The organism is Polymorphospora rubra (assembly GCF_018324255.1).
In the GTDB taxonomy this organism is placed as follows: Bacteria; Actinomycetota; Actinomycetes; order Mycobacteriales; family Micromonosporaceae; genus Polymorphospora; species Polymorphospora rubra.
Map to the genome: position 1 here is coordinate 5,151,966 of NZ_AP023359.1, position 13,795 is coordinate 5,165,760.

14 protein-coding genes are annotated in these 13,795 nt (G+C 72.1%); 3 read left to right on the plus strand and 11 right to left on the minus strand.

What is annotated here, in order from left to right; all coding sequences use genetic code 11:
* Positions 1–10: 10 nt before the first annotated feature.
* Together Prubr_RS23305 and Prubr_RS23310 are read right to left on the minus strand one after the other, a co-directional pair.
* Complete coding sequence (locus tag Prubr_RS23305; RefSeq protein ID WP_212817020.1) at positions 11–1,255, minus strand: RNA polymerase sigma factor; 1,245 nt, start codon at positions 1,253–1,255, stop codon at positions 11–13.
* Complete coding sequence (locus Prubr_RS23310) at positions 1,252–1,614, minus strand: YciI family protein (protein ID WP_212817021.1); 363 nt, start codon at positions 1,612–1,614, stop codon at positions 1,252–1,254. Before Prubr_RS23310 ends, Prubr_RS23305 begins: the two co-directional genes overlap by 4 nt.
* 36 nt (positions 1,615–1,650) lie before the next feature.
* Between Prubr_RS23310 and Prubr_RS23315 the strand changes: the two genes are divergently transcribed.
* Complete coding sequence (locus Prubr_RS23315) at positions 1,651–1,998, plus strand: RHS repeat domain-containing protein (protein ID WP_212817022.1); 348 nt, start codon at positions 1,651–1,653, stop codon at positions 1,996–1,998.
* A 979-nt stretch (positions 1,999–2,977) separates the two neighbouring features.
* On the opposite strand, the gene Prubr_RS23325 is transcribed toward Prubr_RS23315, so the two are convergent.
* The 3 genes from Prubr_RS23325 to Prubr_RS23335 form a co-directional block, all read right to left on the minus strand.
* Entirely contained in the window at positions 2,978–3,724 is a 747-nt protein-coding gene (locus tag Prubr_RS23325; RefSeq protein ID WP_212817023.1) for a DUF6069 family protein, read from the minus strand.
* 5 nt (positions 3,725–3,729) lie between these two features.
* The gene (locus Prubr_RS23330; RefSeq protein ID WP_425517940.1) at positions 3,730–4,731 is read right to left on the minus strand and encodes an RNA polymerase subunit sigma-70; all 1,002 of its coding nucleotides are present in this window, start codon (positions 4,729–4,731) and stop codon (positions 3,730–3,732) included.
* A gap of 138 nt (positions 4,732–4,869) precedes the next feature.
* The gene (locus tag Prubr_RS23335) at positions 4,870–5,292 is read right to left on the minus strand and encodes a PPOX class F420-dependent oxidoreductase (protein ID WP_212817025.1); all 423 of its coding nucleotides are present in this window, start codon (positions 5,290–5,292) and stop codon (positions 4,870–4,872) included.
* 565 nt (positions 5,293–5,857) lie between these two features.
* Between Prubr_RS23335 and Prubr_RS23340 the strand changes: the two genes are divergently transcribed.
* Together Prubr_RS23340 and Prubr_RS23345 are read left to right on the plus strand one after the other, a co-directional pair.
* Positions 5,858–7,105, plus strand: coding sequence for an IS256 family transposase (locus tag Prubr_RS23340; protein ID WP_212817026.1), 1,248 nt, complete (start codon positions 5,858–5,860; stop codon positions 7,103–7,105).
* Between the two features lie 70 nt (positions 7,106–7,175).
* Positions 7,176–7,499, plus strand: a complete 324-nt coding sequence (locus Prubr_RS23345; protein WP_212817027.1) for a hypothetical protein — start codon at positions 7,176–7,178, stop codon at positions 7,497–7,499.
* Between the two features lie 56 nt (positions 7,500–7,555).
* Here the strand turns inward: Prubr_RS23345 and Prubr_RS23350 are convergent, their stop codons facing one another.
* From Prubr_RS23350 to Prubr_RS23375, 6 genes are read right to left on the minus strand one after another with little or no spacing between them, the layout of a single operon-like run.
* Entirely contained in the window at positions 7,556–8,467 is a 912-nt protein-coding gene (locus Prubr_RS23350) for an NAD-dependent epimerase/dehydratase family protein (RefSeq protein ID WP_246567543.1), read from the minus strand.
* Positions 8,464–9,597 carry a cytochrome P450 gene (locus Prubr_RS23355; protein ID WP_212817028.1) on the minus strand — a complete coding sequence of 378 codons (1,134 nt, stop codon included), beginning with the start codon at positions 9,595–9,597 and terminating at the stop codon, positions 8,464–8,466. The genes Prubr_RS23350 and Prubr_RS23355 overlap by 4 nt, the downstream gene beginning before the upstream one ends.
* Entirely contained in the window at positions 9,587–10,348 is a 762-nt protein-coding gene (locus tag Prubr_RS23360; RefSeq protein ID WP_212817029.1) for a glycosyltransferase family 2 protein, read from the minus strand. Before Prubr_RS23360 ends, Prubr_RS23355 begins: the two co-directional genes overlap by 11 nt.
* Positions 10,345–11,856, minus strand: coding sequence for a class I adenylate-forming enzyme family protein (locus tag Prubr_RS23365; RefSeq protein WP_212817030.1), 1,512 nt, complete (start codon positions 11,854–11,856; stop codon positions 10,345–10,347). The genes Prubr_RS23360 and Prubr_RS23365 overlap by 4 nt, the downstream gene beginning before the upstream one ends.
* A complete protein-coding gene (locus Prubr_RS23370; protein ID WP_246567545.1) occupies positions 11,856–12,659 on the minus strand; it encodes a glycosyltransferase family 2 protein in 804 nt (267 codons plus the stop codon). Before Prubr_RS23370 ends, Prubr_RS23365 begins: the two co-directional genes overlap by 1 nt.
* The gene (locus Prubr_RS23375) at positions 12,656–13,687 is read right to left on the minus strand and encodes a 3-oxoacyl-ACP synthase III family protein (RefSeq protein ID WP_212817031.1); all 1,032 of its coding nucleotides are present in this window, start codon (positions 13,685–13,687) and stop codon (positions 12,656–12,658) included. Before Prubr_RS23375 ends, Prubr_RS23370 begins: the two co-directional genes overlap by 4 nt.
* Between the last annotated feature and the right edge of the window lie 108 nt (positions 13,688–13,795).

Genomic DNA, 13,795 nt, shown 5'->3' on the forward strand with positions numbered 1-13,795 from the left:
GAGAGTCCTCTCATGGTTCGAGTCGGGCGGCCCGGCCGGTCAGATGCCGGCGTTCCGGCAGGCTGGTGGCCAGCCGGGCGGCCGTCCGGTAGTCGGCGGCCGCGGCGGCCCGGTCGCCGGTCAACTCCAGCAGGTGGGCGCGGGTCGCGAGGAGCCGGTGGTGCCGGGCCATCCGGGCATCCGAGGCCAGCTCCGCCAGCATCGCCAGCCCCTCGGCCGGGCCACGGACCATGGCGACGGCCACCGCCCGGTTGAGCGTGACCATCGGCCCCGGCGCGAGGCGCTCCAGCAGGTCGTAGAGGCCGAGGATCTGCGGCCAGTCGGTCGCCGCCAGGTCGGCCGCCTCGTCGTGGACGGCCGCGATCGCCGCCTGCACCTGGTAGGGGCCGACCGGCCCGCGCGCCAGCGCCTCGCTCACCAGGGCCACCCCACGGTCGATCAGGTCCCGGTCCCACATCCCGCGGTCCTGCTCGGCCAGTGGCACCAGGGCGCCGTCCGGTGCCGTACGGGCCGGACGGCGGGCCTCGGTGAGGAGCATCAGCGCCAGCAGCCCGGCCACCTCGGCGTCGTACGGCAGCAGCCGCCGCAGCCAGTCGGTGAGCCGGATCGCCTCGTCGGACAGTCGGGGCGCGGTCAGATCCGGCCCGGCCGTGGCCGTGTACCCTTCGTTGAACAGCAGGTAGAGCACGTGCAGGACGGCGGTCAGCCGCCGGGCGCGGTCCGGTCCGGACGGCATCGTGAACGACCCACCGTTCGCCCGGACAGTCTGCTTCGCCCGGCTGATCCGCTGCGCCATCGTCGGCTCCGGCACCAGGAACGCGGCGGCGATCTGCGCGGTGGTCAGGCCACCGACGGCGCGCAGCGTCAGCGCGATCTGGCTCGGCGGCGACAGCGCCGGATGGCAGCACAGGAACAGCAGCTTCAGCGAGTCGTCCCGGTCGGCCTCCCGATCGGCGTCCGCCGGCCGGCCCAGCAACTCCGACTGCGGCGTCGCCGCCACGATCGTGTCCTCCCGCCGTCGCCGCGACCGGTCGGCGCGTACCTCGTCGAGCAGCCGGTGCGTGGCGACGGTGGTCAGCCAGCCGCGCGGATTCTCCGGTACGCCCTCGGTCGGCCATCGGGTGGCGGCGCGGATCAGCGCCTCCTGGGTCGCGTCCTCGCACCGGTCGAACTGCCCGTACCGGCGGACCAGCGCACCGAGGACCTGCGGCGCCAACTCACGCAGCAGGTCCTCGACCCCCGTAGCAGCGGTCACAGGTCGGCGGGCGCCTCGTGCAGGATCGGCCACAGCTCGACCGGCTCGAGATGGGCCCACGGCATGGCCGCCGCGATCTCGTACGCCCGCTGCTCGTTCTCGCAATCCAGCAGGTAGAAGCTCGCCATGTACTCCTTGGTCTCCAGGTAGGGCCCGTCGGTGACGGCAGGCGCGCCGTCGGCACGCCGGACCAGCTTCGCCGCCGCGGCGTCGGCCAGCCCGTACGCGCCGATCAGTTCGCCGGTCTGTTGGTACTTCTTGTTGAACGCGTCCTGCTTGGCGATCTCCTCCGGCCACGACTCGGCCGGGATCGAGTCCCACTTCTCCTGGTTGCCGTAGATCATCAGCAGGTACTTCATCAGGTTCGCTCCTTCGGTCGGCGCGCCGCGGCCGGCGTGCTGTCACCTGGTGAACGGAGCCGGCCGACCGTCCTCGACATCCTCGCCGAGAAAATTCTCCGCCGAGTACCCGACGGCCCACCGCCGTCCGCCCAGTCCGTCGTCTGCTACGCCAGCGGCGATGTCGACGAGGTGACCGAACCGGCCGGCGAGGTCATCCGCTACACGTACGACGGGCTCGGCCGGATGGTCACCGGGACCGAGCCCGGCGTCACCAACCGCGTCACCGGCGCCGTGCACACCGCACCTTCGTCACCGCGTACGACGCCGCCGGCGGACCGGCCACCCAGACCTCGCCGGGCGGGGTCACGGTCACCAACACCTACGACGACCTCGGGCTGCTGACCGACCAGGTCGGGCCGGGGCCGAGGCGACGACCGTGGCCTGTCACCGACCATCACCGGTCCGGTGGGCAACGCCATTTACACCTACACCGCCGACAGTCAGCTCGCTCCCGGGCCGACGCCGCCCGAACCACCTCGTTCACCCACGGCGGCGCGGGCCGCCCGGCAACGATCAGCAACCTGACCGCCGGGGTCGCGCTGACGAACAGGGCGCTCGGTTGGGGGTTCAGGCTGAAGTACGATGAGTCGCGGGAACAGGAGATCATTTTTCCAAGCATTGATCAGTCCACAACTTTTTGGGCTCGGATGTGGCGCTGGGGCCAACCGACGGGCGAGGTCTGGATGAACCCGGAGTTCGGTCAATGACACGTCATGGCATTCGTATCCGCACCTTCGATGGTGAGTCGGTTCTATGGCACGCTGAGCACAACCTCGAACGCCCGTGGGAGCTGTCGCTCATCGATCCGAGCGGGAGAAGTTTCGATGCCACAGGTGACGATCTGTTTGATTGTCTGAAGCAAATCCGGCGACAAACCGACCGGGCGGGAATCGTCCTTTGTTGTAACGGTGCCAGAAGGAATGCCAGACCCTCAGGCTTTCTGGGCGACTCGCTGGGGGCAAGTAGCGTGTATTTGGTTCGCAGATGGCGGGCTTTTATGCCCCCATGGGATCTCGTGGACATATTTGCCTATGCGCCGCCTCGCAAGATTTCGACCGTTGAGGAGCAAGAGGCCTATTTCCTAAAGGTGGATAGGTGCCGACGTTCGCTTCTTCCCCTGCTGAACCCATTGCATTGGATTACGCTCGGATACCGGCTGCTATACGATGGAATACGCGACGCCCGATTGCGGCGTCGAGTAGCGAGGATGGACCGGTCACGTTGATGGTGGCGTTCGAGCCGGCCGACCATCCTCGACATCCCTGCCGAGAAGGTTTCCACGCGCCGGTGCACCGCCGCGCGCTGTCCGGTTGCGGGAGCGTCAATCGGTCCGGGAGCCGAGGCTCCACGCCAGGGCGGGGATCACCACCGCCGCGGGGACGAGGTGCAGCCCGAGGAGGGCGGCGGTGGTGGCGGGGGCTGCCCCGGCGAGGAAGGGTGGGACCAACGAGACCACCGTCAGCGACACCGCCGTCCACACGAATCGCCTGGCGGGGCGGGTGCTCCAACGAAGAAGAGCGACGGCGATGACGACGCCCACGACCGAGAAGAAGCCGGTGACGACGGCGAACCCGGACAACGGGATCGACTCGCCACTGTCGAAGACCTCGAAGTCGACGCCGACGGCCTGGGCAAGCGCGGCGGCGAGGGTGGTGGCCACCATCGCCGCGAGTGTGGCGATGAGGCCGGTGACGGCGAGCCCGCGGAGTCGGCGGGGGTGACTGGTCCGGCCCGCTGCCGGGCCTGCGGCGACCCCGGTGTCGTTCATGCTGTTCATGTCGTTCCTCCGTTCTTCGGTAATTGGGGTAGGGGGCGTGTCGAGTGGCAGGTGACGTCCTGACCCTGGGGTGACGATGCGCACCGTCGCCGTACGACGGCCGGGGTTGCGCAGGGCGCGGACGCCGGTGCCGCGCAGCCAGAACCCGGCGTCGCGTCCGAGGACCGGCCCGGGCTCGCCGTCGCGCAGCTCCAGCTGCACCCGCCCGCGGGTGACGACGCCGAACGCGTCGTACCACTCCGCCGCGACCACCGCGACACGCGCGCCACCGCGCAGCGCCAGCGTCCGCACCGGGACTACTCCGTGCCGTCCGCCGGCAGGCGCTCCGGCAGCCCGAGCCGCGGAAACTGGTCGTTGTGGAACGTGATGATCTCGGTGATCGCCCCGCCGGTGACGCGCAGCACGTCGATCGTCAGCGGCAGGTACGCGCCCTCCCGTTTCCGCCAGTGGTAGAAGCCAAGGGCGGGCTGCCGGTTCACGGAGGTGGGGACGGCGCGCAGGTGCTTCATGCCCTCGAAGCCGCTCTCGACCCAGTAGTTCACCACCGTGTCGCGGCCGACGTACAGGCCCGGCGTGGGCGGCATCGAGCAGCGGACGTCGTCCCGCACCAGTGCGGCGAGCCTGTCGATGTCCGTGGCCACGCTGGCGTCGGTGTAGCGACGTACCAGCTCGCGCGTACCGGCGTCCTCCTCGGCGCCGGTCCAGTCCTGCCGCTCGGCGGGCAGGTGCTCCCGCATGCCGGCGCGGGCCCGCTGCAGTGCGCTGTTCACGGAGTTGACGGAGTCCCCGAGGAGCTCCGCGACGTCCTTCGCCGGCCAGCCGAGCACGTCCCGCAGGATCAGCACGGCCCGTGGGCGCGGGGCGAGATGCTGGACCGCGACCAGGTACGCCAACTCGATCGTCTCCCGGGCGACGGCGACGGTCTCCGGCTCGTCCGCGTCGCCCGCGGGCAGCTCGTCGAGCAGCCGGTCCGGGTAGGGCTGCAGCCACAGGACCTCGCCGCCGGTCGCGGGCTCCGGGCGGCACTTGGCGAGGAAGTCCAGGCAGGCGTTCGTGGCGATCCGGTACAACCAGGCCCGGAACGTCGACCGCCCCGCGAAGGTCTCCCGCCGCCGCCAGGCCCGCAGGAACGTCTCCTGCACGGTGTCCTCGGCGTCCTCGAACGACCCGAGCATCCGGTAGCAGTGCACGTGCAACTCCCGCCGGTGCCGCTCCGCCAGCCCCGAGAACGCCGGCTCGTCGACCTCGCCCAGCCCGCTCACGCCCAGTTCCTCCAGCCGCGTGTCCGCACTCATCACGTCATCCTTCCGCCTCGTCGTGTCCTGTCGTAGGTATGACGGGCGCGGGCGCGAGAACTCATCACCATGGTCGGTCGGCATGGCTGAGAGGATGACCTGGGCCGGCAGCGGGATCGGTCTCGGCTGCAGAGGGCGTGATCAGGTCGTCCGGTGGGTACGGCCGGCAGTGGTCCCGATGATCGTCGTCGGCTTGATGGTGACGATGACGCGTACGTCGGCGTCGGTGATGTCGTAGACGTTGCCGTAGCGCTCCTGCAGCGAGCGGTAGAACGACGCCTGCTCGTCGTCGTTCTCGATCTTCTCGACGGTGCCACGTACCTCGAGGAACCGGTACGGGTCGTCGGGGTCGGCCATCGACAGCGAGACCCGCGGCTCCCGCTGGAGGTTCCGGAACTTCTGCCGGTTCTTCGTGTGCGTCAGCCTGATCCGTTCGCCGTCCCAGACAAACCACATCACGTTGCTCTGCGGCGACCCGTCCGGGCGCACCGTGGCGAGGTGGGCGAAGACCGGGCGGCTGAGCAGGTCGGCGTGGCTCTCGGGTACCACGGGATTCGAGGTCATGGTCGTAGTTCTACCCGCCCGCCGACGCGGGCGGCCACGAATCCGCGACCAGGTCGGCGGGCTACCGCGACCGTCGTCTCGCTCGACGGGTCGGGAGGCGATGACCGAGGCGGCCGTCTCCTCGTGCATCCGGGTGCGCTCGCCGCTGACGTGCCGGTGCTCGTGCGTAACACGAGTTGTCCGTGTGATCAGCGAGGACGGGTTCACTGGCGGATAATCGGCCGATAGTACGAGGCTGTCAGGTGCTATCCGGGCAGCTCTGTTGAAGGAATTGCCAAAGTTCGCGTACGGCACACCTGATCTGAGGGCATAGTGATTGAAATCCATTACGAGATTCTGCCGATAGATCGAGAAGTTTCGCCGCTTTGGCGGAGGAGTCCACCTCCAGATCTGTCGGCGGTACCCGCCATGGACCTGACGTATCAGTACTTTCCGAGTCGAATCGTTGGTCACGTCCACGGGAGTGGTGTACGACGGTCGGGTCCTTGACTCGCCCGTAACGAGATGAACGGCCATCGGATTGATCCTTCAGAGACCGACCAAGATCTTGAAGGAGACCGCACCGATGACCGCATTAGAGAGTGTGAACCCTGCCGACCTGCTACGCCAGCAACTGGCCGAGGGTGGCCCGGACGTGTTGGCGGCGATGGTGACCGCGTTCGCGAACGCGTTGATGTCCGCCGACGCCGACGCGGTCTGCGGGGCCGACTACGGCCAGCGCAGCCCGGAGCGGACGAACTCGCGTAACGGCTACCGGGCCCGACAGTGGGACACCCGGGCCGGAACGGTCGAGCTGGCGGTGCCGAAACTGCGTCACGGCTCGTACTTCCCGGACTGGCTGCTGGAACACCGACGCCGCGCCGAGCAGGCCCTGGTGACGGTCGTGGCCACCTCGTACCTGCTCGGGGTGTCGACCCGCAGGGTCGAGAAACTCGCCGAGCAGCTCGGCGTCACCAGGTTGTCGAAGTCGCAGGTGTCACAGATGGCGCAGCACCTCGACGCCCAGGTCGAGGCGTTCCGAAGCCGGCCCCTGGACTCCGCCCACTACACGTTCGTGGCGTTGGACGCGCTGACGATGAAGGTCCGCGAGGACGGCCGCACGGTCAACGTCGCCTGCCTGGTAGCGGTCGGCGTCAACGCCGACGGCCACCGCGAGGTCCTCGGCCTCGACGTGTGCGCCAGCGAGGACGGCGCCGGCTGGATCGCGTTCCTCCGCGGCCTGACCGCCCGCGGCCTCAAAGGCGTCCGCCTGGTCATCTCCGACGCCCACCGCGGCCTCGTCGACGCGATCGGCTCCGCCCTACCCGGCGCGTCCTGGCAACGCTGCCGCACCCACTACCTACGCAACCTGCTCACCAAGGTCCCCAAAAGCGCCCAACCATGGGTGGCGACCATGGTCCGCACCATCTTCGACCAGCCCGACCCTGGCGAGGTCCGCGCCCAGTACGCCCGCGTCGTCGACACCATCAACGCCAAGTACCCCACCGCCGCCGAACACCTCGACCAGGCCCGCGAGGACCTACTCGCCTTCACCAACTTCCCACACGAGATCTGGCGCCAGATCTGGTCCAACAACCCACAGGAACGGCTGAACAAGGAAATCCGACGCCGCACCGACGTCGTCGGGATCTTCCCCAACAGAGCCGCCGTCATCCGCCTCGTCGGAGCCGTCCTGGCCGAACAGACCGACGAATGGACCGAACAACGCCGCTACATCGGGCCCGAACTCCTCACCAAAGCCCGCCAGGAAACCCCCGAAGACCAACAACCCGACGCCGTGCCGCAACCCAAACCCGCACTGACCACCGCATAAGCTCATCCCAGGATCAACCGGTGGCCGTCAGCTCATACACCACCACCGTGGACGTGACCGAATCGTTTTCGTGGTCGCAGGAGAGAACATCGGGCGGCGATGGGGGTCGGTGCCATTGCTGGATTTCACCGCCTCTGTCAAGTTCTTGCGCGACTCGATCGAGCGGTTCGGTGAAGGAATGATTGACTTCACCGAGAACGATCACAGCGTGCGCTTCGTCAGCCATGGCGACTCTGTGCGGGTCGAGGACTCCTGGGCCAGTGGCGTTCTTGCATGCCACAAGGAAGAGTTTTTGGCGGCGGTGACCTGCTTTGTTGACCGTGTGATTCAGGATCTCGCAACAGAGTTTCCGGCCATTCGATCAAATGTGTTCTTCGTCCAACTGGGGGAGTAATCGGTCGGGTCAGGCCGACCATCAGACCGAGCTTCGATCTTTGCGACCCCTCCGGGTCAGCCCGTTATCCCGACGAAGTCGCTGAACGACCGGCGGGGTGTCCAGCCCTGTGCCCGGGCCCGGGCCGTGTCGAGTACGACGCCGTGGGCGAGCTGCTCGACGGCGTACCTGGTCAGGGTCGCCTGCCCGGTCCCGGGCAGCCGGGCGAGCGTCTCCACGACGGTGGCCGCCGCGATCGTCAGCGGCACCGGCAGGTGCGCGATCCGCACCGGGTGGCCGAGCGCGGCCAGGCCGTCGCGGACGACCGCGTCCCGTGGGTACGGCGTCGCGTCGGCGATGTTGTACGCCCCGTTGGGCCAGGACAGCGCGGCCAGGCAGGCGTCGGCGAGGTTCTCCACGGCGGTCAGGCTCAACGCGACGTCGGGGCCGGGCAGCATGACCCGGCCCCGACGGACCGCCCGGACGAGTCGGGGGAGCAGGTGCGGGTCGCCGGGGCCGTACACCGCCCGGGGGCGGAGCACGACGGCGCCCGCGTCGAGCGCCAACCGTTCCCCCTCGGCTTTGGTGCGGCCGTACGGGGTGCGCTGGCCGGCGACCGGATGGTCCTCGGTGATCGCGTCGACGCGTACCCGGGGGTCGTAGACGCTGGCGCTGCTCACCCACACCACCGGCCGGTCGCCGGCCGCGGCCAGCAGCCGGGCGGTGCCGTCGACGTTCACCGCCCGGTACGCGGCCTCGACAGCCGGTCCGCCGCCGGTGTCGCCGACGGCCGCGGCCAGGTGGACGACGGCATCGGTGCCGGTCAGGTCGGGGTGGTCCCGGGCGGCGTCCCAGTGGACGTGCCGGCCGACCGGGCCGGGACGGCGGCCGAGGCAGACCACGGTCGCGCCGGCCTCGGCGGCCGCCCGGGCGACCGCCGCACCGCAGAACCCGCTGGCGCCGGTGACCGCGATCCGCAGCCCGTTCACCGGGTCGCCCGTACGGTCAGCACCGCCCAGCCGGGCAGCGCCGCCCGGCGGTCGACGCGGGCCCGGACGACCTCCGGCCGGTACGGGGCCAGGGCGGCGAGGGTGTCCGCGAGCTGGGCGCGGGCGAGGGCGGCGCCGGGGCAGGCATGCGGGCCGGCGCCGAAGACGAGCTGGGCCACCTGCGGCGGGGCGGGGCTCTCGCGCGACGGGTCGGTGCGGTGGGCGTCGGTGGCGTGCCGGGCGATCAGGGCGAGGCGGTCGCCGGCGCGTACCGGGCAGCCGTCGACGGTGCCGGGAGCGGCGGCGACCCGGGGGAGCAGCGGGGTCGGCGCGGTGACCCGCAGCAGTTCGGCGACCAGCGTCGGGCGGGTCGCCTCGTCGGCGGCCCAGTGCCACAGGTCGTCGTCGGCGCACCAGGCGGCGGCGCGCGGGATCGCCGCGACGGTGGTGTTGATCGCGGCGACGGCCAGCATCGCGGCCCGACCGGCGCCGGACGGGTCGCCGCGTACCAGGTCGGTGAGGGCGTCGGCGGCTAGCCGGGCGGCGCGGGCGGTGCCCGGCCGGCGCGGCCCGGGCATGTGCTGGCCGGCGCCGGTGGCGGCGGCGTGCCGGGCGGCGTCGGCCAGCACCAGGGGGTCGGTGTCCAGGTCGAGCAGGGCGGCGGTGGTCGCCCCGGCCAGTTCGGCGGTGATGTCGACCAGGTCGACGGTGCCGCCGGTGGCCAGCAGGGCGAGCCGGCGGTCCAGCACCGCCGTCCAGACCGGGCGGAGCCGGACGACGCCGGCGCTGCCGAGGTCGTCGGCGAGACCCCGCCTAGCTCCCTTGTGGACGGTTCCCTCCTGGTCGAAGAGGAGCCCGCCCTCGGCGAGCCGGCGGGCGGTGCCGCCGGTGGTGCCCTCGGCGGTCCGGTCCAGCGGGACCCGGGTCAGCGCGTCCAGGTAGGCCCTGGTTCCGTGCACCAGCACGGTCCGGCCGATCCGCCGGACCGGGGCGCGTCTGGTCGCCGCGAGCAGCGTGAACAGGATCGGATGGCTGCGCAGGTAGACGAGCCGGTCCCGGCGCCGCGCCCGCCCGGCCCGCCGGGCGGACCCGGCTCCGGGCGGGGCGGCGACGGCCTGGTCAGCGGACATGGTCACCCTCCGGTTCGGTCGGCTGCCACCGGCGGTCCCAGTACCAGAGCAGGGTGCGCCGGGGACCCCACGCCCGCAGCCGGCGCAGGCTGTTCTCCACCACCAGGTGCTCGGCCCGCACGATCCGGTCGGTGTGCCGGCGGGCCCGGTTGAGCAGGTCCAGGTCGTCGGCACCGTCCCGCAGCGCGATCCGGGGGATGCCGCCGCAGCGCACGTACAGGTCCGCGGTCAGCGCCAGGTTGTGCCCGTGGCAGAGCACGTACGGCGTCCGGAAGCCGGTCGCCCGGTGCGAGCGTCGGAACCTTCCGTAGACGCCGGCGGCGCGTACGGCGGCCGGGAAGAGCCGCCGCTCGGCGAAGTTCGGGCGCTCGTCGCGGCGCGGCACGCTGCGCCCGCAGACCATCTCGGCCCCGGAGTCGAGCAGCGCCTTCGCGGTCGCGACCCAGTCCGGGGCCGGCCGGCAGTCGGCGTCGGTACGCGCCAGCAGCGTCGCCCCGGCCGCGATGGCGTGCCGGCATCCGGTGTCGGCGGCGGTGCCGGCGCCGGGCCGGGGTTCGGTCACCACGTCGACCGGGAACGGGGCGCCGGACGCGAACCGGCGTACCACGTCACCGGTGCCGTCGGTGGAGTTGTTGTCGACGACGACGAGCGCGAAGTCGGGGTCGGTCTGCGCGGCGAGCGCGGTCAGCGTGGTGCCGATGGTGCCGGCCTCGTCGTACGCCGGCACCACCACCCACAGCCGCCGGCTCACCGCCGCTCCGGACCGGTGGCGAGGCGGTCGGCGGCCAGCGCGGAGGCGGCGGTCCGGTCGGGTTTGCGGGACCGGCCGGCGGTCGGTACGGCCGCGAACACCAGCCGGTCCGGCCGGGCGGCACCCATCCCGTCCAGCACCGGGGCGAGCGCCCGCCGCAGCTTGCCGGGGTCGGTGCCGGGTTCGGGTTCGACAACGGCCACCAACCGCTCGTCGCCGTCCCCGGCCGGTACGCCGACCAGGACGGCCAGGTTCACGCCGGGCACGTGCAGCGCCGGCTCGTACAGGCCGGGGTAGATGTTCTCGGCGGCCCGCAGGATCATGTCCTTGCACCGCCCGGCGAGCACGATCCGGCCGCCGGCCCCGGCGGGACCGCCTGCGTCGCCAGCGCCGTCCTCGACCCGGCCCACGTCGCCGGTCGCCACCCATTCGTGCGGCTGCGCGCCGAGATAGCGGTCGGCCTGCCCCGGCCCGGACAGCAGCAACTGCCCACCGTCGTCGACCCGGGTGCGCACCCCCGGCAGCGGGGCGCCGACCAGGTCGCCGTCGCCGGTGAACGCCGCCTTCTCGGTCTGCTCGACGGCGGCGGCCGGGAAGAGTTCGGTGAGGGCGTACACGCCCCACGCCTCGCTCGCCCCGGCCCGTTTCACCCGGTCGAGCAGGGCGGCGCTGACCGGCGCCGACCCGGAGTAGAACCGCCCGGACAGCCGGGGCGCCTGCGCGAGCAGTGCCCGCAGTTGCGGCGGGGTGAGATAGCTGGCCTGCGGCTTCACCTCGGCGATCTGCCGGGCCAGCACCTTCGGCGAGCGGGCCGGCAGGGCGACCGGTGCGCCGCTGGCCAGCGACGGCACCAGGACGAAGAACATGCCGCCGAGTACGGGTTCGTCGGCACGCGGCCGGACCAGGTCGACGACCTGGCGCATGCCGGCGGCGAGGCTGGCCCGGGTGTGCACCACCGCCCGGGGTGCGCTGGTCGTCCCCGACGTGAAGATGATGACGGCGTCGCCGTCCGAGCCGGACCGGTCCGGTGTCGGGCCGTTCCGCCCGCCGAGCGCCGGGGCCGAGAACGGCAGCCGCCGCCCGACCGTCACCACGGGGGCGATCGAGTCGAGTCGGGGCAGGTCGAGCTGGGCGCGGCGGGCCAGCGGCCGGGCCCAGCCGGCGACCGCCTGCGCGGCCGCGTCGGCGACCACCAGCGCCGGGGCGGCCAGCCTGAGCCGGGCGGTGAGCACGTCGGCGCCGGCCGACGGGTCGAGTACGGCGACCCGCAGCCCGAGCCGGAACGCGGCCAGCATCACCGACAGGGCGCGGGGACCGGGGCGGACCGCCACCCCGAGCGTGTCGCCCTCGGCGAGCCCACGGTGGTGCAGGGCGGCGGCGTACCGGTCGGCCAGCCCGGTCAGGTCGCCCCGGGTGGCGCGTACCCGGGTGGTGCCGGACCGGCGGGCGGCCAGGACCGCCGGCCGGTCCGGGTGCCGGCGCAGCGCGGCGGCGAGTTCGTGGAGCATCAGCGCGGATCCGGGGTCAGGTCGCCGCTGCCCCGGTCGAGATACCACCGGGCGGAGCGGCGCAGGCCGTACGCCCGCAGTCGGCGGGTCGAGTTCGCCACCACCATCGTGCGGCTGCGGGCGATCGCGGGCGTGGTGCGGCGTACCCGGTTGAGGAACGTGCGGTCGGTCGGCGACGGGCGGCGGGGCATGCCGCCGCAGGCCAGGTAGAGGGCGGCGGTGATCGCCATGTTGTTGCCGGCGTGCATTCGGTAGGGCGCCAGGTAGCCGGCCTCGCGGTGGGCCGGCCGCAGCCGGCCGAACGCCGCCGCGATCGCGACGACGGCGCGGAACCCGGCCCGGCCGAGCGGCCCGTGCTCGTCGCGGCGGGCGCTGATCCGGCCGCAGACCATGCCGGCGCCGGCGGAGAGCGCGGCCCGGGCGGCGGCCACCCAGCCGGGGGCCGGCAGGCAGTCGGCGTCGGTACGCGCCAGCAGCAGCGCACCGTGTGTGATCGCGTGCCGGAAGCCGGTGTCGACCGCGCAGCCGACGCCCTTGTCCGGCTCCCGGATCAGCAGTACGGGCACCGGCGCGGTCGCCGCGAACCGGTGCACGACGTCGGCGGTGCCGTCGGTGGAGCCGTTGTCGACGACGAGCAGCGTGAAGTCGAGGTCGGTCTGGGCGGCCAGCGCGTCGAGGGTGCCGCCGATCCGGGCCTGCTCGTTGTACGCCGGCACCACCACCCACAGCGGCGTCGCCTCGCTCCGCTCGGCGCCACCGCTTTTTGGGCTGACCCTGCCGGTTCCCTCGCTGCGCTCGGTCACGATTTTTCCCAGACCATCGTCATCACGCTGACGCCGCCGCCGAGGCCGATGAACAGCACCCGGTCGCCGGGGCGCAGGTGCGGGTCGACCCGGGCCAGCTGCACGCCCAGCGTGGCGCTGGCCATGTTGCCCAGTTCGGTGACGGTGACCTCGAGCTTTTCCTTCGGCACCCCGGTCACCTCGACGAACCGGTCCAGGTAGGGGCCGGTCACCTGGTGGACCAGAACCTTCGCGTAGTCGGCCCAGTCCAGCCCGGTCCGGTGCCGGACCCGGTCCAGGATCGCCGTACCGATCTTCTCGAAGACGCCGCGCAGGGCGTGGCCGTCGCCGCGGAAGTAGGTGTGCTCGTCGCCGCGCGGGAACCGGGAGCCGCCGCCGTCGATCCCGCCGACCGTCCAGTGCTCCGAGTACGTCTCGGTGTCGACGTCGAGGATGCCGCCGGCCGCCACCGGTTCGACGACGACGGCCGCCCCGGCGTCGCCGAACGTGAAGCCGGCGAACGCGGTGCGGGCCTGGGCCAGGTCGGCGAGCTGCCAGCGCATCGACCGGGTCGGGGTCTCGCCGGTGACGACCAGCGCGCGGGTGGCCCGGCCGGCGAGGACGAAGGCGCGGGCGGCGTCGATACCGTTGACGAAGCTGTTGCAGGCGTTGGTGAGGTCGACGGCGTGCGCCCGGCTGCCGAGTTCGGCCTGCACGATGTGGGCGGTCGCCGGCTCGACGACGTCCCGGGTCGCCGACGCGAAGATCAGCAGATCGATGTCGGCGGGGTCCAGTTCGGCGGCGGCGAGTGCCTGGCGGCCGGCACGTACGGCCAGCGTGGAGGCGTACTCGTCGGCGGCGGCGATCCGGCGGTGCTCGATCCCGGTCATCGTGGTGAAGATCCGGCTGGGCAGCGCGAATCCGCTGGCCGTGGCGATCTGCTCTTCGAGGTCGGTGGTGGCGAGCACCCGTTCGGGGAGGCTGGCGCCGACCGCGGTGATGCCGACCCGCGACTGCGCGTGGCGGTGGAGCGGGGTGCGATCGATCATCTGGTCAGCTTTCCGATGGGCGGCGGTCCGGTGGATGAGTAGCGGTGCTCATTCTGGCTGGTGCCGCCCACCCGGTGACCAGCGAGGTTAGCCGGGACAGGGCCCGGG